At 66.0% G+C, this 19841-nt stretch carries 18 protein-coding genes; 3 read left to right on the forward strand and 15 right to left on the reverse strand.

All coding sequences use genetic code 11. The features are described from left to right. Positions 1 to 116: 116 nt before the first annotated feature. Positions 117 to 767 (forward strand): sigma-70 family RNA polymerase sigma factor, encoded by a 651-nt coding sequence (locus FHX42_RS21985; RefSeq protein WP_182546345.1) that lies wholly within the window; start codon positions 117 to 119, stop codon positions 765 to 767. A gap of 282 nt (positions 768 to 1049) precedes the next feature. After that, entirely contained in the window at positions 1050 to 1943 is an 894-nt protein-coding gene (locus FHX42_RS21990; protein ID WP_182546346.1) for an HAD family hydrolase, read from the forward strand. An 85-nt stretch (positions 1944 to 2028) separates the two neighbouring features. Here the strand turns inward: FHX42_RS21990 and FHX42_RS21995 are convergent, their stop codons facing one another. The 13 genes from FHX42_RS21995 to FHX42_RS22055 all read right to left on the reverse strand — a co-directional run bounded on the left by FHX42_RS21995 (position 2029) and on the right by FHX42_RS22055 (position 16679). After that, positions 2029 to 3006, reverse strand: a complete 978-nt coding sequence (locus FHX42_RS21995) for a lysophospholipid acyltransferase family protein (protein ID WP_182546347.1) — start codon at positions 3004 to 3006, stop codon at positions 2029 to 2031. Beyond that, entirely contained in the window at positions 2999 to 4045 is a 1047-nt protein-coding gene (locus FHX42_RS22000; RefSeq protein ID WP_328796637.1) for an NAD-dependent epimerase/dehydratase family protein, read from the reverse strand. The genes FHX42_RS21995 and FHX42_RS22000 overlap by 8 nt, the downstream gene beginning before the upstream one ends. Before the next feature lie 439 nt (positions 4046 to 4484). Beyond that, complete coding sequence (gene proC, locus FHX42_RS22005; RefSeq protein WP_182546349.1) at positions 4485 to 5309, reverse strand: pyrroline-5-carboxylate reductase; 825 nt, start codon at positions 5307 to 5309, stop codon at positions 4485 to 4487. Positions 5310 to 5361: 52 nt separating this feature from the next. Then, the gene (locus tag FHX42_RS22010; protein ID WP_182546350.1) at positions 5362 to 6609 is read right to left on the reverse strand and encodes an HNH endonuclease signature motif containing protein; all 1248 of its coding nucleotides are present in this window, start codon (positions 6607 to 6609) and stop codon (positions 5362 to 5364) included. 227 nt (positions 6610 to 6836) lie between these two features. Next, positions 6837 to 7697, reverse strand: a complete 861-nt coding sequence (locus FHX42_RS22015) for a sugar phosphate isomerase/epimerase family protein (RefSeq protein ID WP_182546351.1) — start codon at positions 7695 to 7697, stop codon at positions 6837 to 6839. 91 nt (positions 7698 to 7788) lie between these two features. Then, positions 7789 to 9012 carry a hypothetical protein gene (locus tag FHX42_RS22020; protein ID WP_182546352.1) on the reverse strand — a complete coding sequence of 408 codons (1224 nt, stop codon included), beginning with the start codon at positions 9010 to 9012 and terminating at the stop codon, positions 7789 to 7791. Then, entirely contained in the window at positions 9009 to 10040 is a 1032-nt protein-coding gene (locus FHX42_RS22025) for a Ppx/GppA phosphatase family protein (protein ID WP_182546353.1), read from the reverse strand. The genes FHX42_RS22020 and FHX42_RS22025 overlap by 4 nt, the downstream gene beginning before the upstream one ends. Before the next feature lie 84 nt (positions 10041 to 10124). Beyond that, entirely contained in the window at positions 10125 to 10805 is a 681-nt protein-coding gene (locus FHX42_RS22030; RefSeq protein ID WP_182546354.1) for a response regulator transcription factor, read from the reverse strand. Beyond that, entirely contained in the window at positions 10802 to 12022 is a 1221-nt protein-coding gene (locus FHX42_RS22035) for a sensor histidine kinase (RefSeq protein WP_182546355.1), read from the reverse strand. The genes FHX42_RS22030 and FHX42_RS22035 overlap by 4 nt, the downstream gene beginning before the upstream one ends. Before the next feature lie 225 nt (positions 12023 to 12247). Then, positions 12248 to 12997: a phosphoglyceromutase gene (locus FHX42_RS22040; RefSeq protein WP_182546356.1), complete on the reverse strand. Its 750-nt coding sequence runs from the start codon at positions 12995 to 12997 to the stop codon at positions 12248 to 12250. A gap of 452 nt (positions 12998 to 13449) precedes the next feature. Beyond that, the gene (locus FHX42_RS22045; RefSeq protein WP_182546357.1) at positions 13450 to 13968 is read right to left on the reverse strand and encodes a type III secretion system chaperone family protein; all 519 of its coding nucleotides are present in this window, start codon (positions 13966 to 13968) and stop codon (positions 13450 to 13452) included. After that, positions 13965 to 15254 carry a D-inositol-3-phosphate glycosyltransferase gene (gene mshA, locus FHX42_RS22050; RefSeq protein WP_182546358.1) on the reverse strand — a complete coding sequence of 430 codons (1290 nt, stop codon included), beginning with the start codon at positions 15252 to 15254 and terminating at the stop codon, positions 13965 to 13967. The genes FHX42_RS22045 and mshA overlap by 4 nt, the downstream gene beginning before the upstream one ends. A gap of 240 nt (positions 15255 to 15494) precedes the next feature. Next, positions 15495 to 16679 carry a L,D-transpeptidase gene (locus tag FHX42_RS22055; protein WP_407926311.1) on the reverse strand — a complete coding sequence of 395 codons (1185 nt, stop codon included), beginning with the start codon at positions 16677 to 16679 and terminating at the stop codon, positions 15495 to 15497. A gap of 224 nt (positions 16680 to 16903) precedes the next feature. Between FHX42_RS22055 and FHX42_RS22060 the strand changes: the two genes are divergently transcribed. After that, a complete protein-coding gene (locus FHX42_RS22060; protein ID WP_328796687.1) occupies positions 16904 to 17620 on the forward strand; it encodes an SDR family NAD(P)-dependent oxidoreductase in 717 nt (238 codons plus the stop codon). A gap of 4 nt (positions 17621 to 17624) precedes the next feature. Here FHX42_RS22060 and FHX42_RS22065 read toward each other — a convergent pair whose 3' ends face one another. Together FHX42_RS22065 and FHX42_RS22070 are read right to left on the reverse strand one after the other, a co-directional pair. Then, a complete protein-coding gene (locus tag FHX42_RS22065) occupies positions 17625 to 18617 on the reverse strand; it encodes a hypothetical protein (protein ID WP_182546360.1) in 993 nt (330 codons plus the stop codon). A gap of 55 nt (positions 18618 to 18672) precedes the next feature. Next, positions 18673 to 19830, reverse strand: coding sequence for a UDP-N-acetylmuramate dehydrogenase (locus tag FHX42_RS22070; RefSeq protein ID WP_407926312.1), 1158 nt, complete (start codon positions 19828 to 19830; stop codon positions 18673 to 18675). Positions 19831 to 19841: the final 11 nt, after the last annotated feature.

Here is a 19841-nt window from a genome sequence, read left to right on the forward strand (position 1 = left end):
GGACCCACGCATGTTCCGGACCACGGTTCGCTCCCACCCGAGACCGCGTCTCCACGCCTGTCCACGCACACGACCGTCGGTCAAGATCACTCACGGACGGAAGGCCGGTCGAGGTGATGAGCAACACCAACACGCTGGGGCCACCCCACGCACGAACCGCTTCCCATCGCACGACCACGACGTCACCGGCCCAGCAACACGAAACACGATCGTCCGCCGAGAACTGGACGCGCGTACGAGCGGCGCAAAACGGCGACAACGATGCTTTCGGCGAGCTATACGGCCAGTACGCCCAGCTGGTCTACCGCTACGTCCTGGTCAGGGTCAGCGACCACTGCCTCGCCGAAGACATCACCAGTGAGACCTTCCTCCGAGCGCTGCGCCGCATCACCGCGGTCAGTTACCAGGGCCGCGACGTCGCCGCCTGGTTCATCACCATCGCCAAGAACCTCGTCCTGGACCACGTCAAATCGAGCCGGCACCGCCTCGAGGTGCCCACCGCCGACCTCACCGACACCCCATCCACGGGAAGGCAGCAGGAAAGCGGGCCGGAACATCGGCTCCTGACCGAAACCACACATCGTGAGTTGGTGCACTGCATCCGACTGCTCAATCACGACCAACGCGAGTGCATCCGACTCCGGTTCCTCCGGGGTCTGTCCGTCAGCGAGACCGCCGGACTCATGGACCGCAACGAGGGTGCCGTCAAAGCTCTCCAGCACCGTGCCGTCAGGCGTCTCGCCCAACTGCTTCCGGACGACATGTGACAGCGCCGCATCCGTGACTCATCCCATTCGGGCGAGTGGGAACCAACGCCCGAGTGGGTCAACAAACCACACGGTCACGGGCTCTAAGCTAGGGGCCTGCCGAACGGACGGCTCAGTCCGGTCAGCAGGTGTTCACAAAGCTCGAAGAACACACGGAACAAAGACACGAAACACGCCGGAGGAAAATCGGGAGGCGCGGCGGTGCCGATACGGCAAGGCTCAGCCGATGGCGCGAATCAAGATCGCGGACAGTACGACACACCCACGCCGGGCGACCCGGCAATGCTCGACAGCGCCAAACTTGCCGGACGCGCCTCGGCCAAAGCAGCTGTCGCCGCGGCACCCGACACCGACGGTCCCCCCGACGCCCCCCAGGATCTCACCGCGGCCGCGTTCTTCGACGTGGACAACACGATGATGATGGGTGCTTCGCTCTTCCACTTCGCGCGAGGGCTGGCTGCTCGCAAGTTCTTCAAGGCCGCTGACCTGGCTGGATTCGCGTGGCAACAGATCAAGTTTCGTGTTGGTGGCGCGGAAAGCCCCGAAGCGGTTCGGACGAGTCGCGAACAAGCGCTGTCCTTCGTCGCCGGGCGCGATGTGGCCAAACTGGTCACGCTCAGCGAGGAGATATACGACGAGCTCATGGCGGACCGCATATGGGCCGGTACACGGGCACTCGCTCAGATGCATCTCGACGCCGGTCAACGGGTCTGGCTGGTGACAGCCACACCGGTCGAGCTCGCACAGATCATCGCTCGTCGGCTGGGACTGACCGGTGCCCTGGGAACTGTCGCCGAGAACGCGAACGGTCTTTACACCGGCCGACTGGTCGGGGAGATGCTTCACGGCAGAGCCAAGGCTCACGCCGTTCGCGCCCTGGCCGCAAGCGAAGGCCTCGATCTCAGAAGGTGCACGGCCTACTCCGACTCCTCCAACGACGTCCCCATGCTGTCCGCCGTCGGTACGGCAGTAGCCGTCAATCCCGACCAACGACTTCGCGAAGCCGCCCGCTCCCGGGGGTGGGAAGTCAGGGACTTCCGTACCGGGCGTAAAGCCGCACGGATCGGAGCACGTTCGATGCTCGGCGCCAGTGCCGTGGCCGGAGCCGTAGCGGCAGGGCTCGCCTACCGTCGCCGGGACCACACCCCGATTCCCTTCCGCGATCGGCTCGGGTGAATTCGGCCAGCGCGAAACACGCGGTTCGTCCGCCTCGATCCAACTTCCCCGTGAGGGCCGCACGAACCGGTGGAGAATTTTCGAACTATCCGAAGAACACGCTTCGGCGCTGCGCGAGCAAACGATACAGAGTTTGCTGTATCGTTTCGCGGACCTGATCACTCAGGTTGAATATCAACATGGGGTCGTGCTCGGCGCCCCGCGAGTAGGAAGTCGTATCGATCGGCTCACCGAACTCGATGTACCATTTCGTCGGAAGCGGCACGGTTCCGAGCGGACCAAGATGCGGAAAGAAGGGAGTCACCGGAAAGTAGGGAAGCCCCAGCAGACGTGCGAGCGGTTGCACGTCGGCAAGCTTCGGATAAATCTCCTCCGCCCCGACGATCGAGCAAGGCACTATGGGGGAACCGGTACGCATCGCCGCCGCGACGAAGCCACCACGGCCGAAGCGTTGCAACTTGTACCGATCGCTGAAGGGCTTTCCGATCCCCTTGAACCCCTCCGGCCACACACCCACCAGGTCTCCGCCCCCGAGGAGCCTTTCCGCATCAGGATTACACGCCAGCGTCTGCCCCGTCTTACGAGCCAAAGTGCCGACCATGGGAAGTTGAAAAACCAGGTCCGCACCCAGCATACGCAAGTAGCGTCCGACTGCATGGTGATCGCGAAGGGCCACCGTGGTCATCAAAGCATCCCAAGGTAATGTTCCGGAATGGTTGGCCACGATCAAGGCACCGGACTCGCTTGGCACATGATGCAGCCCCGTGGCCTCCACACGAAACCAACTCCGGTAGAGGGGACGCAACATCGGCAGGAAAACATGGTCGGTCAAATCCGGGTCGAAACCGAACTCGTCGACCCCGTAATCACCGAGTACCCTCCTGCGCACGAACGCCAGGGCTTCGGCGACGGCCTCGTCGGACAGCACTCCGTCCTGACCAGCAGTGGAGCGCTCATCGTCGCCCACTGCAGTGCTCGAGGCACTCCGACGGCGACCGGCCTCGTCACCTCCCGGAATGTCCGAACCTCCCGAGCACATCGGAATCACTTTGGCGTCAGGCATTGTTTCTCCCCCGATGAATCCGCGCGACCGCGTCGTTGACACCGTGCTCCACAGAAGTCACCTGCTCGTGGGACAACCACGGTCGCAGCCCTCGCCCGTTCACAAAATCATCGAAAGCCTGTCGCGTCGTCCAGCGCGGCTCGAAATCAAATCTTTTTCGCATCTTGGTGGTGTCCACCACACGACCGAAGTTCAGGAATTGCATCCACCCGGACGGAAGAGCATAATTTTGCATCCCCCCGAGCGCGCTCTTCAGCGAAGAAACGGCCAACCCGGGCACAGGAACCGAAACCCTGCCGGCACGTCTGATCGCCTGCGAAAGCATGAGAATTCCGTCGCCCCCGACATTGAAGACACCGGGAACATCATCCACGACGGAACGCTCCAGAACGGTCAGGGCATCCTCTGAATGCAGCATTTGCAGGCGAGCATCATAACCGAGCACCGTCGGGATCACCGGCAAACCGAAGTACCGAGTGATCATGTCGTCGATCCGGGGCCCCACGAGATCGGTGAAACGCAGTGTAGTGATGTCCACGTCCGGGCGTCGGCGGGCGAACCCACGTACGTACTCCTCGATCTCGACAGCATCCTTCGCGTAGCCCGAGGAGGGCAGTTCCTTGGGTTCCATATCCTCGGTGAAAATCGCAGGATCACGTGGACTCACACCATACACCGCACTGGTCGATTTCACCACTATCTTACGTATCCACGAAGATTGCTGGCACGCTGCCAGCAGCTGCATGGTACCGATGACGTTCATTTCTTTCATGTCCGCACGTGCGGTCGCCCCTTGTGAGCTCATCGACGTGTGCACCACCGTATCCACCTTGGCACTCGTGATGATCTTGGCGATCAATGGATTACGGATGTCCGCACGCACGAACTCCGCACGCCCCATCCGGCGAAGCAGGTCCCTGGGGGGTGCGACGGTGTCCACCCCCAGCACACGATCTATACCGGGATCGACCGCGAGTCGAGAGGCAAGATAGCCACCGAGGAACCGACCGACACCGGTAACAAGCACAACGTTCGGCACCCCATGCCTCCTTGGTCCTTCCCCGGACTGTGCCGAGCACGAGTCGCGAGCGTGCACGCGCGCTGACGATGTTACCGCCGCAAGCACCATGAACTTGGGACCAAGGTCTCCCGGGTGTCGGCCAGGTAAACCCCTTTGGGTTGTAGCACGATGTCGCACAGAGCTGAGCGGTCCGGTCCCGAGCCGGGCTGCCAATACCGCCCCGCCGCAACCAGAAATATGCTTCCATTTCACGATCCGGGGCGACAGCAGGACGTGCTCCGAGAACATCCATAATCCGTCGTACCCACGCACTCGCGAATCTGCTTACCCGCCGAGTCCGTCGACCAGCATAAAGGACTCGGACGCTGCGAGCACATCGGATCCCCCGAGCAGCACAAGCCACGCAGGAACGAAAAAGACATACCGTGCTATTCCACGGTAACCATTTCCCGGGTTCTCACTCCCCCGGTTCGCCGTCCTCGTGGACACGTCCCAGCTCTACCGAACGATCGTGCGCCGCTTCGACCGCGTCGATCAGTGCCGCACGCACACCGTGCTTCTCGAGTTCTCGAATACCGGCGACCGTAGTGCCACCGGGTGAGCTCACTCCCTCCCGCATGATCGTTGGATGCCCTTCGCCTTCCCGGAGCATAGCGGCGGAACCGACCGCTGTTTGCACGATGAGTCGGCCGGCCACGGCACGTGGCAATCCCAGCAGAACACCCGCATCGATCATGGACTCGATCAGGTAGAAGAAGTACGCCGGCCCCGATCCGGACAAGGCGGTGACCACATCCTGCTGGGACTCTGGTACTCGCACCACACTTCCGACGCACCCGAGGAGCTCTTCGGCGAGATCCAAATGTGTTTCCTGCGCACAAGTACCGCCGGAGACGACACTCATCGCTTCACCCACGAGCATGGGGGTGTTCGGCATAACCCGCACAACAGGTGTCCCCGCTGCCAGCCGCTGCTCGAACATCGCCGTCGGAAGACCTGCGCACAACGAAACAACGAGTTTGCTCGGAGCGACGTACGGGCACAACTCGTCCAGCAACGGCTCGATGTCCTGCGGCTTGACCGCGATGATCAGAACATCTGCGTGACGTGCCGCCGAGACGACATCGGTATGGTCGACACCGTACTGATGCTCCAGCTCCGACGCCCGCTGCGTGTAACGCTCGGTAAACATCAGTTGACTCGGTGCGTAACCAGCTTGTAGCAACCCGGAAAGCAGTGATTCACCGATCTTTCCAGCCCCGAGCACGGCGATCGTCATCATGCCGGTCAGGGTGCCAGAGCAGCGAAGGGTCACAGCCTACCCCCACCCGTCGTCACCCGGTGTCATCACCACCGCGGCTCACCGAGCCATCCACGGGGGCGCCGGGTTGCTTGTGGTCTTCCGTCAGCTCACCGGCGACCAGCTTTCCAGCCCGCCACTCCGACGGACCGCCTTTGAGATGCGTCGCGACGTGGTGTCGACGACAAAGCAGGACGAGATTGTCCAGATCGGTTCGCCCACCTTGGGCCCAATGCTTCACGTGGTGCGCATCGCACCAATCCGGCGGCCTGTCACAGTTCGAATGAACACATCCGCCGTCACGGACATCAAGCGCTTTGCGCAGCGTTTTCGAGATCACTCGAGTGGCCCTGCCAAGGTCTGTCGGCTCCGAGTCCGGCCCGTGCACCAGACGGGTGACCTCACCATCGCAAGCGAAGAGTCGGGCGGTGTCTCCACTACACGGCCCCTGCCCCCGCAATTCACCGGGGAGCGCACCCTGCCGGGAATTGTCATCACGAAGAGTTCGCTCACTGACGGTCACAGTCACATGGGGCCTTTGTCCTTCGCTCCTGGGCAGATCACCACGATCCAACGCCTCCTTGGCCAGGTGAGCCAGCGCATCAGCTCGGCGCTGTGCCGCTGTGAGTTCGTTCGAAGCGGACGGCAGCCGATTCAAGGCTTCGATGGCACTGCGTACGGTGGCCGCCGTACCGGGATCCAAAGTACCGCGGACATCGACCATACCGTCAAAAGTGGTGTAGAAGTGTAGTTCGCGCTGCTGAAAAGCTGCCCATTCGTCGAACGCCATGGAACTGGCTGCGAGTCGATGACGACGAGAGTCGATCGTGCGGCGTAGCCCACCCGAGCCTTCGCCGTGTATCGCCGTCTCGATCAGCTCGTTCCGTAGGTCGTCGACTTCCTCCGCGGCCACGTTCTCACTCGCGCCGCGTCGCTGTAGATCACGATGGTAAGTCTCGGTACCTCGGGAAATCCGCTGAGCTTCGTCGCCGCTGATGTCACCCCGCAGCTGGGCGTCACGCAGTTCGGGATGGGCTCCACCGGCTCGGGCAAGTCGTACCAACTGCCCCGCACGCCGGCTGTCCAGTCGACAGCTGCTCCGCAGCCAGGCGACAGCGGTGACCGCGCCGTCCTCCTCGTAGGCCCGCCGCCTGTCGATTTCGGCGAGTTGCTCCAGTAACCGCGCTTCCATGCGCTCGATGCTCCATCGTAGCGCTGGGAGTCCGTCGAGCAGTTCCCTGCTCGACATTTCGCCGGGTACCACCGCTGATCCGTCATCCATCGAGCTGTCCTCCTGGCGGCACACGTACCGTTGCTACAACTAAGAGGAACACCAGGAACAGAGTGATGCACCTTCGCCAAGCGACATACCTGGACGAGTGACGGGATACTCGTGGCCGCTGAGAGTTCGGAACCGGTCGCTTGCTCCCCGTGTTCGTTCCACGGCGCACCACGCCTCCGCGAAAGCAGCACTCGCACGGGGCCGCTCCACGAGGATGCCGTGACGACTCAGCTACGCAAGGGCTCGAGATGCAACCGCGCGAAGAGCAGAGCTTCCGCCAGTTGCGCGGCGCGCTGTTGCGGATTTTTGGCCTTGCGGGTGTTGACCTCGAGTACGACCGTTCCGGTGAACCCGCCCGAAGCCAGTGCTTCACAGACGTCGGCGCAGGGCTGCTTGCCGTGTCCGGGGACGAGGTGTTCGTCGCGCGATGCTCCCGTGCCGTCCGCGAGATGGACGTGGGTGAGCCCGTCCCCCATCCGCTTCATCAGCTCGATGGCGTCGGCGTGTGCCGCGGCGGCGTGCGACAAGTCCAACGTGTAGTTGCGGTAGCCGACCTCGGTCGGATCCGGCGAGGGCCGGAAGGCCGACAGACCACCGGTGCGCCCCCGGATCCTGTTCCAACCGCGGGGAGGCCGCACCGGGAACATGTTTTCCACCGCGATCTTGATCCCGCTGGTTTCCTCGAGGTCGGCTACCAACTCGGCGAAGTTGTCGGCGTAGCGACGCTGCCAGCGAAAGGGCGGATGTACCACGACGGTGGAGGCCCCCAGATCACTGGCAGCGACCACGGACTTGCGGAGTCGCTCTTCCGGCTCGGAGGACCACACCCGCTGCGTAATAAGCAAACACGGTGCGTGAACGGCTAGTACGGGAACACCGTACTGCTCGGACAGGCGCCGCAATGCCGCCACGTCCTGACTGACCGCGTCGGCCCACACCATGACCTCGACACCGTCATAGCCGAGGTCCGCGGCCATCTCGAACGCCGCGCGCGCCGGTTGCGGCCACACCGACGCGCTGGACAGCGCGATCTGGATGGGCCCCCGACAAGGTTCGACACCGTCTGTGGAGGTTGTTTCCCGAGTCATGTTCCGCCAAGCTCACACCCGGTACGGGAATTCCGGAAGCCGTACCGCGGACAAGTCGAAATAGCAGCTCCCCAGCGTCGCCGGACGGTCATCAGTACCCGATCAGGAGCAGGGCCGCGGGTGAAACCGTGCAGATCAGGCCGACGAGCACCGCGAGGAGGACGGTCTGCAGGTCATCGGTCCGCAGGAATCGACGGGCGATGAACACCAGGGCACCGATGATAATGACCGCGGCGATCAGGGCGGCGAGGGGGATGACCGTCCACAGCCACCGGAATCCGAGCCACACGAGCCCGCCCGTGAGCAGCCCGACGCCGCCCTGGGTGATCAGCAGCAACCATTCCTTGACCGGCGTACGCTCCGATTCCTCTTCCTCGGCCTCGTCTTCGAGGTAGTCCTCGGCGTCCATGCCGGCCGGAAGATCCGGGTCGTACGCGTCGTCGACGTCGTCGTCGAAATCGTCGTAGTCGCCGTCGTCGTCATCGAAGTCGTCGTAGTCGGCCGTGTAGACGTCGTGGTCGGCTTCGTAGGACAACGAGTCGTAGGGGTCTTCGGAATCGTCTTCGAGGGCGGGGCTCCCCTGCCCCTCCGGGGGATAGGCCGGCGGGGCGGCCACGTCCGCCGACGCGGTGGCCTCGGGAGCAAGTGTTCCCTCCACCGGGGGGAACTGCTCCGTGGACTCCACGGTGTTGCCCTGTGCCGTGAAGGTGTCGCCGACGCGCGGGGGTCCGTCCTCGGGGACGGGCGGGATCGGGACCGCCTGAGTGGGTGACTCGTTCGAAACCGCACGTGGCGGTGCGGGTGTTACCGGACCCTGCCCGCGAGCGGGTCGCTTCGGCAGGGCCGGCTGCTGCACGGTGATCTCGGACTCGGACGGCGCCGGAGCGGCCGCCCGACGACCGGTGTCGTGCTCCGGTTGCCGCTCCCCCTCCGGGGCGCTTCCCGCCGCCGAGAACCGGCGGGCCCAGAAATCGGCGTCGGGCTGTGGAGCGGGAGCTCCCTCGGTGTTGTCGGCCCCCTCCGGCTCGGACTGCGGCACCGGCGAAGCGGGCGGGGACTGGGCCTCCTCGGTGGCCGGAGGCTGTTGCTGGTCCGTGGTGCCCTCGGCCGCTTCCTCCTCCGCGGGGATGGGACGCATCCGCCCGCTGTCGGAGACCACGCGGTCGATGATGGTCTGTGGAGCAGTTTCGGTGGGATCCTCCGCACGCCTGCGACGACGACGCGCGTTGCGCTGCGAACCGCCGCCACCGTGTTCGGCAAGCAACTCCGCGACGGTGCGCTTGCTGGGATCCTCGGACCCACTGTCCCGACTCATCGTTTCCACCGTGCCCCGTGCTGGGCCTTCCGTCCAGTTTCTTGATCCGTCGGCCGGTCGCCACCAGTCCGCCCTCCCAGCAGCGCGACCGTGGGATCTTCACCGTTGGAGTGATCCAACCGGCGCAGGATCACTCCCTCACGCAACGCCCAGGGGCAGATGTCGAGTTCCCCGAGTGACAACGCTCGCATGGTGCTCTCCGCCACGATTCCCCCGCTGACCAGCTGATGTGCACGTGCACTGCTGACTCCGTCCAACCCTGCCAGGTCCGGCGATGACATGCGGGTGATGAAGGCGAGCAACTGGCGCAGTCCCGTGTCGGTGAGGGTCCGCCGGACCCGGGGCCCCGCCGAAGGCGGAGCGGCACCGGTCAAACGTGCCAGTGTTCGAAAGGTCTTGGAAGTGGCCACGACGCGGTCCGGAGCCCCCGTCTCCCGAAACCTTTCCGCGGACTCGGCGAGTTGGGAGTCAACCCAGCCACTCAGCCGAGTGACCTCCTCCCGGCTGGGAGGATCCTGGGTCAGCTTGGTTCGAGCCAACCGACCGGCACCGAGCGGCAGGGAAGTGGCCAGCTCGGGCTGTTCGTCGATCCCGATCGCCATCTCCAGTGAACCGCCTCCGATGTCGAGCAGCAGCAGCCTGCCCGCCGACCAGCCGTACCAACGGCGGGCGGCCAGGAAGGTCAACCGTGCCTCGGCCTCGCCCGACAGCACCTCGAGACCGAGGCCGGCCTCGTCACGCACCCTCTCGAGGACCGCGGCGGAGTTGTCGGCTTCACGGATCGCCGAGGTCGCGAAGGCCATGACGTCCTCGCAACCGAACCGCAGAGCGGACTCTCGCGCCGCCGCGACGGCACGCACGAGTTCGTCGGTGTCCTCGTCGGAGAGCAGACCGGTTCCCCCGATCCGATCGGAAAGCCGCAGGACCGTCTTCTCTGAGTTCATCGGAGTCGGATGCGCACCACGGTGCGCGTCCACCACGAGCAGGTGGACGGTGTTCGATCCGACGTCAAGCACCCCTAGGCGCATGAGAGACCACGTTACCGGGCGCCGTCCGACCGGATACCGCCCCGTGGGGGGAAGACCCCCGAAAACCCTGGATACCGCGCACCGTCAGACCTCGAACTTGTATCCCAGCCCCCGCACGGTGACGAGGTGGGAAGGTTCGGCGGGATCGGGTTCCAGCTTGGAGCGCAGTCGCTTGATGTGCACGTCCAGCGTCTTGGTGTCACCAACGTAATCCGCTCCCCACACCCGGTCGATCAGCTGTCCGCGCGTGAGAACGCGACCGACGTTGCGCAGCAGGTATTCGAGCAGGTCGAACTCCTTGAGCGGCAGGCTGATCTCCTCCCCGGAGACGGTCACCACATGGCGCTCGACGTCCATCCGAACGGGGCCGGCCTCCAACGCCTGCGACTGCGGCTCCTCGGCTTCTCCGCCACGCCGAAGCACGGCACGGACCCGTGCGATGAGCTCCCGCGCCGAATAGGGCTTGGTGACGTAGTCGTCGGCACCGAGCTCGAGACCGACTACCTTGTCGATCTCGGCGTCCCGCGCCGTAACCATGATCACTGGTACCGCGGAGCGCTGCCTGATCTGCTTGCACACGTCGGTGCCACTCATGCCGGGCAGCATGAGATCGAGCAGGACGATGTCGGCACCGTTGCGGTCGAACTCCTCCAAGGCCTCCTGGCCGTCGGTGGCCACCGCGGCGGTGAAACCCTCCTTGCGAAGCATGAAGGCTAGCGGGTCGGCGAAGGACTCCTCGTCCTCCACGATCAGCACCCTGGTCACCGGACTCCTCCCGTTTCGACGGCTGCGGCCCCGTCCGTACTGTCACTGTCCGAAAGCACCGAGTTCTCGGCTGCTGCCGGTGCCGCTTCAGCTGTGGGCGCGCTGTGCTGAGGCACCCTCAGTGTGAAGGTGGAACCGGTTCCGGACCGGCTCCACAACTTCACCTCGCCGCCGTGGTTGGCGGCGACGTGTTTGACGATGGCCAGACCCAGGCCGGTCCCCCCGGTCGCCCGGGAGCGGGCCGGATCCACCCGGTAGAACCGCTCGAAGACACGCTGTTGATCCTCGGGATCGATGCCGATACCCCGGTCGGTGACGGCGATCTCGACGAAGTCCCCGGTGTGTCTCCTGCTGATCGAGACCGGGCTCTGGGGTGGCGAGTAGGAAATCGCGTTGTCGATCAGATTGCTCAGTGCGGTCACCAGCAACGTGCGGTCGCCGTCGATGAGCAGCCCGCTCGGCTCGTCCACGGCGATCTCGATGCCGGCGGAGTCCGCGGCGACCCGGCTGCGCCCGAGGGCCTCGTCGACCACGTCGTCGACCTCGACCGTGGTGAGTTCGGGCAGCCGTTCGGCGCCCTGCAGGCGGGAGAGAGCGATCAGCTCGGAAACCAGGGTGCCCAGGCGCGTCGACTCGTGCAGGATCTTGGTGGAGAAGCGCCGGACCTCTTCGGCGTCGTCGGCGGCGTCCAGCACCGCTTCCGCGAGCAGGGCCAGGGCACCGACCGGAGTCTTGAGCTCGTGGCTGACGTTGGCCACGAAATCCCGACGGGTGGCCTCCAGTCGGACGGCGTCGGACTCGTCACCCGCGTCGACGACCGTGAACCCGTCTCCGAGCGGCCGCACCTCGCCGAGCACGGCGGCGGGCGTCCGCCCGCGCAGCGTCGTCTTGGAGAGCGGCGACAGGTCCACGGCCACCCGCTCACCGCTGTCGAGAGCTTGCTCCGCGGCCTTGCGGGCACGAGCGTCGGGTTGGTTGTCCCGGATGAAGCCGAGTTCGTCGGCCCGTGGGTTGTGCAGCACCACGTCGCCGAACTTGTTGAGCACCACGATGCCGTTGTTGGTGGAGTGCACCAGCCGCTGCAGCAGGTCGGCGACGGTGGGGCCGCGCGATCGTTTGTGTTCGTAGCGGTTACCGGCTCGGGCGAGCCAGTAACCGCCCACCAGACCGAGTGCCAGGACGCCGACCACCAGGGCGATGTAGCCCAATACGCTCACACCCGCATCGTAAGCAGGTTCGGGCAGGTCGAGGCCAGCCTGTATGGCCATTCAGTGATACCCGTGACACCCATCAGTGGGTTATTTCACTTCCCGTTCACCGAAGAACTTCCCACGGTTCACGCACCCCGGATACCCCCGGCGAGTGAACGTGCCGGGCACGTCGACGCCACTGCCACCGGTCCGCCGGAGCGGTTTTCGAATCCGGATTCGAAAACCGCGCTCTCACCGCCCCTGTTGGGCCACCGAGGCCGCCGCGGTCGCGGCCGCTTCCGGGTCGAGGTAAGTGCCACCGGGGTTGGTCGGGCTCAGCGCGCTGTCCAGGTCATAGCGCAGCGGGATCCCCGTGGGGATGTTGAGCCCGGAGATGTCCTCCTCGGAGACACCGTCGAGGTGCTTGACCAGCGCACGCAGCGAGTTGCCGTGCGCGGCCAGCAGGACCGTCCGGCCCGCGCGCAGGTCGGGAACGATCGACGACTCCCAGTAGGGCAGGAGCCTCGCCACTACGTCGGCGAGGCACTCGGTGCGGGGCATCTCGGAGCCGAGCCCGGCGTAGCGCGGGTCGTCCTCCTGGCTGTACTCGTCACTCGGATCGATCTCCGGCGGCGGGGTGTCGTAGGAACGACGCCAGAGCATGAACTGCTCCTCGCCGTAGCGGTCGAGCGTCTGTTTCTTGTTCTTGCCCTGCAGGGCCCCGTAATGGCGCTCGTTGAGCCTCCAGTCCCGCCGCACCGGGATCCAGTGTCGGTCGGCGACGTCCAGGGCGATGTTGGCGGTGTCGATGGCTCGGCGCAGCAACGAGGTGTGCACGACGTCCGGGAGCACACCGCTATCGCGGATCAGCTCACCACCACGACGGACCTCCTCCCTGCCCTTGGCCGACAGGGGGACGTCCACCCAACCGGTGAACAGGTTCTCGGCGTTCCAGGTGCTTTCGCCGTGCCGCAGCAGCACCAGTGTCCCGACAGCAGTCATGGCCTCAGGCTATCGCCGGGGAGCGCCCCGGACCCAACCGGCGATCGAGCACCGGAGTCGAGGGGCGACCGCTCAGCGGACTTTTCACGCCTCGGCCACATGATCAATACCACTTCGTTATCGCGGTTGTGGCCTCCGACCCTTGTCAAGGGACATCCGCGGCGGTTTCACACCATCACGTTACTTCTTATGGGAAACATCACACGAAAAGAGCGGTGTTGGAGCCTTGTGGCCACGTCGGGACTCTGCGAAGTTGGCAACGCTCTCCGCGATCGGCTCCCACGCACTCTCCGATCACGCGAGAGCGTGTGCACGACCCGTCTCCCCCGTCGAGTCGTGCACCCGCCGGACCCTCGAGAGCCCCCCGCTCGCAGGTCCGTCACGGCGGGACCCCTCGTGGGGCGGCTCGAGCTCGCGACTCCCCCTCTCTCCCGAGCCGCCCCACGTGAGCATCAACGTTCGGACGGGGGAGGTACGGGCCCGTCTCGCTCGACGAGCTGTTGGAAAGCTCGGAGGTTCGCCAGGGACTCACCCCGCGACTCCCGCCAACCCCACTCGCGCCGGATGGCCGTGGCGAAGCCGATCTCCAGCAGTGCGTTGAAATCGCCGTCGGCCGCCTCCAGCACCTGACCGAGGAGGCGATCGAGCTCCTCGGCGGTCACCGCGTGCAAACCGACCCGGCCGATGAGGTACAGGTCACCACTGGGGTCGAGGGTGTAGTGGACCCCGTACAACCGGGCGTTGCGGCGCAGCACGTACCGGTAGAACTCCTCGTGGGACTCGTCGGGCTGCCTGCACACGAACGCCTCGACCACCAGCGCGTGTTCGGCGACCACGAGCCAACAGTTCGTCTGGAGCTTCTTGGTGCCCGGCAGCGTGACGAAGAACCTGCCTTCGGCGGGGTGCTCGTAGTCCAGGGAGCTCGAATCCAACGTGCTCGTGATGAGCTCGTCCTTGCACGTACCGCTCACGCCGACACCTCCCGAAATCGCGCGTTGAAAGCCATCTTCGCCTGCGTGTAGGTATCCAGCAGGGCCTCGGTCGTATGTTTCCAGGAGAAGCTGGTCGCGTGAGCGGTCGTCGCCGCGGCCAGCCTCCGGCGCCGTTCGGGCCGCAGTGTCAACGTCCCCAGCGCATCGGCCCAGCCGGCAGCGTCGTGTCCGGACACCAGCAGTCCCGAGACACCGTCGGCGACGGCGACCGGAAGACCACCCACCGCGGCCGCCACGACGGGCGTGCCACACGCCTGCGCCTCCAGGGCCACCAAGCCGAACGATTCGTTGTAGCTGGGCACAGTCACCACGTCGGCGGCGCGGTACACCTCGACCAGCGCGTCGCCGGACTGCGGCGGCAGAAACCGCACCACCTCGGTAATACCGAGTTCCTCGGCGAGTCGATGCAACGCCTCCGGTCTTTCCGTGCCGTTCCCGGAGGGGCCGCCCACGACGAGCACGAGCAACCTGCTGCGCAGTTCGGGATACCGCCGGAGCAGTTCGGCGGCGGAACGCAACAGGACTTCCGGGCCCTTCAGCGGCTGGATCCTGCCCACGAACGCCAGCACGAGAGCCTCGCGCGGCAGGCCGAGCGCGTCACGGGCCGTTTCCTGGTCGCCCGGAGTGAACCGGTTCAGGTCGACGCCGGGAGGGATGGTGGACACCTCGGCCGGATCGGCGCCGTAGAGATCGACGAGTTGCCCGGCTTCCGCGCCGGTGTTGGCCACCAGGCGATCGGCGTCGGAGACGACCTGCTGCTCCCCCACGACCCGCACGTTCGGTTCCGGATCGTCGTCGGCGGCCAGGGCGGCGTTCTTGACCTTGGCCAGGGTGTGGGCGGTGTGCACCAGGGGGACCCCCCACCGTTCCCTGGCCAGCCATCCGACCTGCCCGGACAACCAGTAGTGCGAGTGGACGACGTCGTAGTAACCGGGGTCGTGGTGAGCTTCGACGCGCAACACGGCGGAGGCGAAGGTGCACAACTGCGCCGGAAGATCGTTCTTGTCGAGTCCCTCGAAGGGACCCGCCACGAGATTGCGGACCGTGACTCCCGGGAACAGCTCCGTCACCGGCGGAACCTCCGACGAAGTGGCCCTGGTGAATATCTCGACCTCGGTCCCGAGCTCGGCCAGCTGGGCGGCGGTCCGTACGACGTAGACGTTCATACCGCCCGCATCGCCGGTACCCGGCTGTTCGAGGGGAGAGGTGTGCAGCGAGAACACGGCGACCCGCCGAGGTCGCATACGCAGTGTGGTGGAAGTCATCTGGCGCCTATCGTGAACCTGGTTTCGGACCCACCGAGTCACGACACCACAAGGCGGAAAAACATTCCGGCGGTGGTGGTCGGATCAATCACCACCGCCGGAACCCCCGCTCAGCCGCCCGCGCCTCCCAGGGTTCATCTCAGCGAGCGGCGAAGCCGCCTTGCTCCGTGCACGCAGGCCGAGCCGGCTGGGGTTCCCCCACCCGTGCCCTACGCGAGCCGCCCCGTGGAACACCAGAAGTCACAGGGCGGACATGGACTTCCACTTCTGCCAGCTGAGCATCCAGTCGTAGACGGCGTAGCGCGGCGGCATGGTCTTGCTCGCCCCCGTGACCTCCACCGGATCGCCGATCAGAGCGCTGTCGAAGTACTTCTTGGCGTCGGCGTTGGTGAGGTTGACGCAGCCGTGCGAAGTGTTGCGCTTGCCGATGTTGGCCTTGTTGTTCTCGTTCTCGTGGATGAACTCGCCGTGGTTGGAGATCCGCACGGCCCACTTCTTCTCGACATCGGTGTAGCCGTACTTCGGGTTGTCCATGATCTCGACCGGGTGCTTGGCCATGACCATGTACGTGCCGTTGGGGGTGTTCAGCGCGTTCGGCTCCGGTTTGCCGTAGCTGGCCGGATAGTTGGCGACCTGCTCGCCGCCACGCATGACGATCATCCGGTGGCTGTCCACGTTGGCCTTGACGATCTGGGACCGCCCGATCGTGAAGTGGGTGGTCAGGTCCGTCGTGCCGTACTCGCCCTTACCGAGGCGCACGCCGTAGAGATCGGCCTCGACGTCGACCTCGGTGTGGGCCGGCCAGTACTCCTTGGGCCGCCAGTCGACCTGCTTGTCGGTGAGCCAGGCCCACGACCCCTCGACGGGCTTGGACGCCTCGACCTTGAGCGCGCGCTCCGCGGCTGCCTTGTTCTGGACCGGAGCGTCGAACTTGATGCTGATCGGCATGGCGATACCGACCGTCTCGTTGTCGATGGGGTTGATCGTGGCGCGCACGGTCCTGTCCGGATCCAGCGTGGTGAAGCTGCCCCGGATCGGAAGTTCCTTGCCGTCCTCGCCGACCGCCTTACCGGACCACGTGTAGGTCTTGTCGTAACCCAGCGCGACGGTGGGCTTCCAGCTCGCGCCGTCGTCCCCCATCTTGCCTTCGACCTTCTCCCCCGCGCCGTTTTTCAGGGTGACGTTCTCGATGCGACCGTGCTGCACCGAAACCTTCACGGGGGCGGTGGGATTGACCCCCTCGGCATCGGACCCGGGTTTCAGCTCGACCTCGGCCACCGATGACGTCTCGTTCTGTGGCTGCGTTTCCGCGGCCCCGGATCCCCCACCGGTTCCGCATCCCGACACCAGCAGCATGGCCGCCAACGTCACGGACAGCGCGGTCCACAGCGACCCGCGCAGGGGCCTCCTCGCCCTGTTCAACACTCCTGACCTCACTCCGTCATCGCCAATGCGCACTTCTCCCGCTTCCGTGGACGCGTGATGAACGCGAAGGATGCCTCACTCCGGTGTGTTTCGCGCCACAACGAACAGCTGGCGGTGGGACCGCGACGGGGCTTTACGGGAGGATCGCGTCCGTGAGCACAACACCGGATTCTACGACTACGAGCACGACACGGAACCCGGCGGGCGGTAACCGACGCCAGGCGGTGGTTACCGGTGCGAGCTCGGGTATCGGCGCGGCCACGGCTCGCAAACTCGCCGCCGAGGGGTTCCACGTGGTGATGGGCGCCCGGCGCGTGGAAAGGCTGGAACGACTCGCCGAGGAGATCGGGGGGACGGCGCTCGAACTCGACGTCACGGTGCCGGAATCGGTGGAGGCTTTCGTGGCCCGGGTGCCCGAGTGCCACGTGCTCGTCAACAATGCGGGCGGCGCGAAGGGCACCTCGTCGGTCGCCAACGCCGACGAGGACGAGTGGCGCTGGATGTGGGAGACGAACGTCCTGGGCACGTTGCGCCTCACCAGGGCACTGCTGCCGAAGTTGATCGAGTCCGGTGACGGCCACGTGCTCACCGTCACCTCGGTCGCCGCCCTGGAGACCTATGACAACGGGTCCGGCTACACCTCGGCCAAGCACGCGCAGGCCACGCTGCACCGGACGCTGCGCGGTGAACACCTGGGCGATCCCGTCCGGTTCACCGAGATCGCTCCCGGCATGGTGGAGACCGAGTTCTCCGAGGTGCGCTTCGGCGGGGACACCGAACGGGCGGCGGCTGTCTACAGCGGCCTGACCCCGTTGAGCGCCGACGACGTCGCGGACGTGATCGCTTTCGCCGCGACCCGGCCGGCCCACGTCAATCTCGACCAGATCGTGCTCAAGCCCCGCGACCAGGCCTCGGCCACTCGCGCGAACCGCCGGAGCTGAAGTTTCACGTTCCGCTCCGAGCGGTGCAGAGCCCCACGTCGAGTTCGGCGAGCACGTCGGCGATGGGGCAGGCGAACGCACTGGTGCCGTCGACGGTGGTCGCGAAGTGCAGACCGACCACCCTGCCCTCGACGTTGACCAGGACCGCTCCCGCGTCCCCGCATCCGGCGAAGGGCGCTCCCCACTCCACGCCACGCACGCGCACCTGCTCCCGCAGAATGCGCACGCCGAGTGCCTCACCGTGGTCCACGCGCAGCGTGCTGTCGGTGGAGACGACCGTTCCGGTGGTCACTCCCGTGCCGTAGCCGCTCTTGCGCACGGTCTCACCCGGATAGGCCGCGCACTGTCCGGTGACGGCACCGATGCCGGGGATCACGCAGGAGTGGTCGAGACCGTGGTCGATCGCCACGGCCGCCGCGTTCACCCGACCCGACAGTGCCGCCCTGGCGAGGTCGGCGTAGACGTGCCCGACAGTGGGGTCGATCATCTGATCGCCCACCGACCACGCGTCGTCCATGCAGGCGACGTCGAAAGTCGTCAGTCCCATGGTGACCGTGGTGGGGGCGTCTCCGAGCACCAGGGCGCCGAGAGTACCGACCCTGCGGAACTCGCCCGCATCGCGGGAGGGCCCCGCCAGTGCGGGGCGCCGGGGAGCCAGGCCTCCGCCACCGGAGACGATCCCGTCTCCGCACCGGACGGGAACTTCCGAGCTCTCCACCCAGTGATGCTCGTGGAACACCACGGGCTGCTCCTCGACGACGTCGGTGGGCACGCCGAGGACGCTGGGCGGGATCAACATGCCCGAATCGAGCTGGTCGGCGGTTTTCTTATCGATCACGGATACGACGATGACCTGCTCACCGGTGCGGCCCCCCTCCACCGTCCGTTCTCCGATGTCCACGGCGACGACACCGGGCAGGTCGAGCAAGTGGTCCTCGACGGCTCGTTTGATCGGGCGGATGACCGCCTGATCGCGTAATTCCCTGATGCTCAACATGGCAGCCCCTTCCGCCACCATTTAACACTCAGGGTGAAGCATTAGTCACGAAGCGTCACTCTTTCGGTCGTCCCTCTTCCGCTCCGTCCAGCGAACAGTTCACCAGCACGGGCTCAGGACGCAGGGACACCCCGAAACGGGCACGAACGCCGTCGCGGACCTCGGCGGCGAGGGCGAGCAGGTCCCGGGTACGGGCCGACCCCCGGTTGGTGAGGGCGAGCGTGTGCTTGGCGGACAGGGCGACACGTCCCCCCGGCCCCTGGTGCCCCTTGCCGTAACCGGCCCGCTCGATGAGCCAGGCCGCCGAGAGCTTCGTCGCCCCGCCGGCGGCCGGATAGGTCGGGACCGGCTGCTCGGCGCCGAGACGGTCGGCGATCCGCCCCAGCACGCCGTCCACCTCGGCCGCGTCCAGGACGGGGTTGGTGAAGAAAGAGCCGGCGCTCCAGGTGTCGTGGTCGTCGGGATCGAGCACCATGCCCTTCCCCCGGCGCAGCTCCAGCACGGTCTCCCTGACCCGCGCGACGTCCACGCGTTCACCGGGTTCGACACCGAGCTTGCGCGCGAGCTCGCCGTAACGGATCGGCGCGGACGTCCCACCGTCGTCGAGCAGGAAACGAGCTCGCAGGACCACGGCGGAGTCGGTGTGCTTGAGCATGCTGCTGCGGTAGGTGAGACCGAGGTCGCCGGCGGGGACGGTCTCGATACGCCCGCTGCGACGATCCAGCAGGTCCACCGAGCTCAGCATCTCGGAAACCTCGACGCCGTAGGCACCGACGTTCTGCACCGGTGTGGCACCGGTGAGCCCGGGGATTCCCGAGAGGCACTCGAGACCGCCGAGCCCGTGACGCACGGTGTCGGCGACCACGTCGTCCCAGTCCTCCCCGGCCTCGACCGTCACCTCCACCCGCCCCCGACTCGCGCTGTCGAACCAGCGTCCCCGAGTGGCGATGCGCACGACGTGGCCGTCGAATCCGCTGTCGGCGACCACGAGGTTCGAGCCGCCTCCCAGCACCAGCAGGCGCCGCCCGCTCGCGTCCGCCCGGCGGACGTGGTCGGCGAGTTCCCCGGCGTGCTCGGCCACCGTCAGGTCGGCGGCGGGACCACCCAGCCGCAACGTGGTGTGGGCGTCGAGCCGAAAGCCACCGGATGGGGTCGCCGGGCTGCCGTCGCGCGTGCTTTCCGCACCGGAGGTCGAGGAGGTCACGGTTGCCAAAGGTAACCTCC

The sequence above is a fragment of the Halosaccharopolyspora lacisalsi genome, assembly GCF_014137975.1.
Taxonomy (GTDB): domain Bacteria; phylum Actinomycetota; class Actinomycetes; order Mycobacteriales; family Pseudonocardiaceae; genus Halosaccharopolyspora; species Halosaccharopolyspora lacisalsi.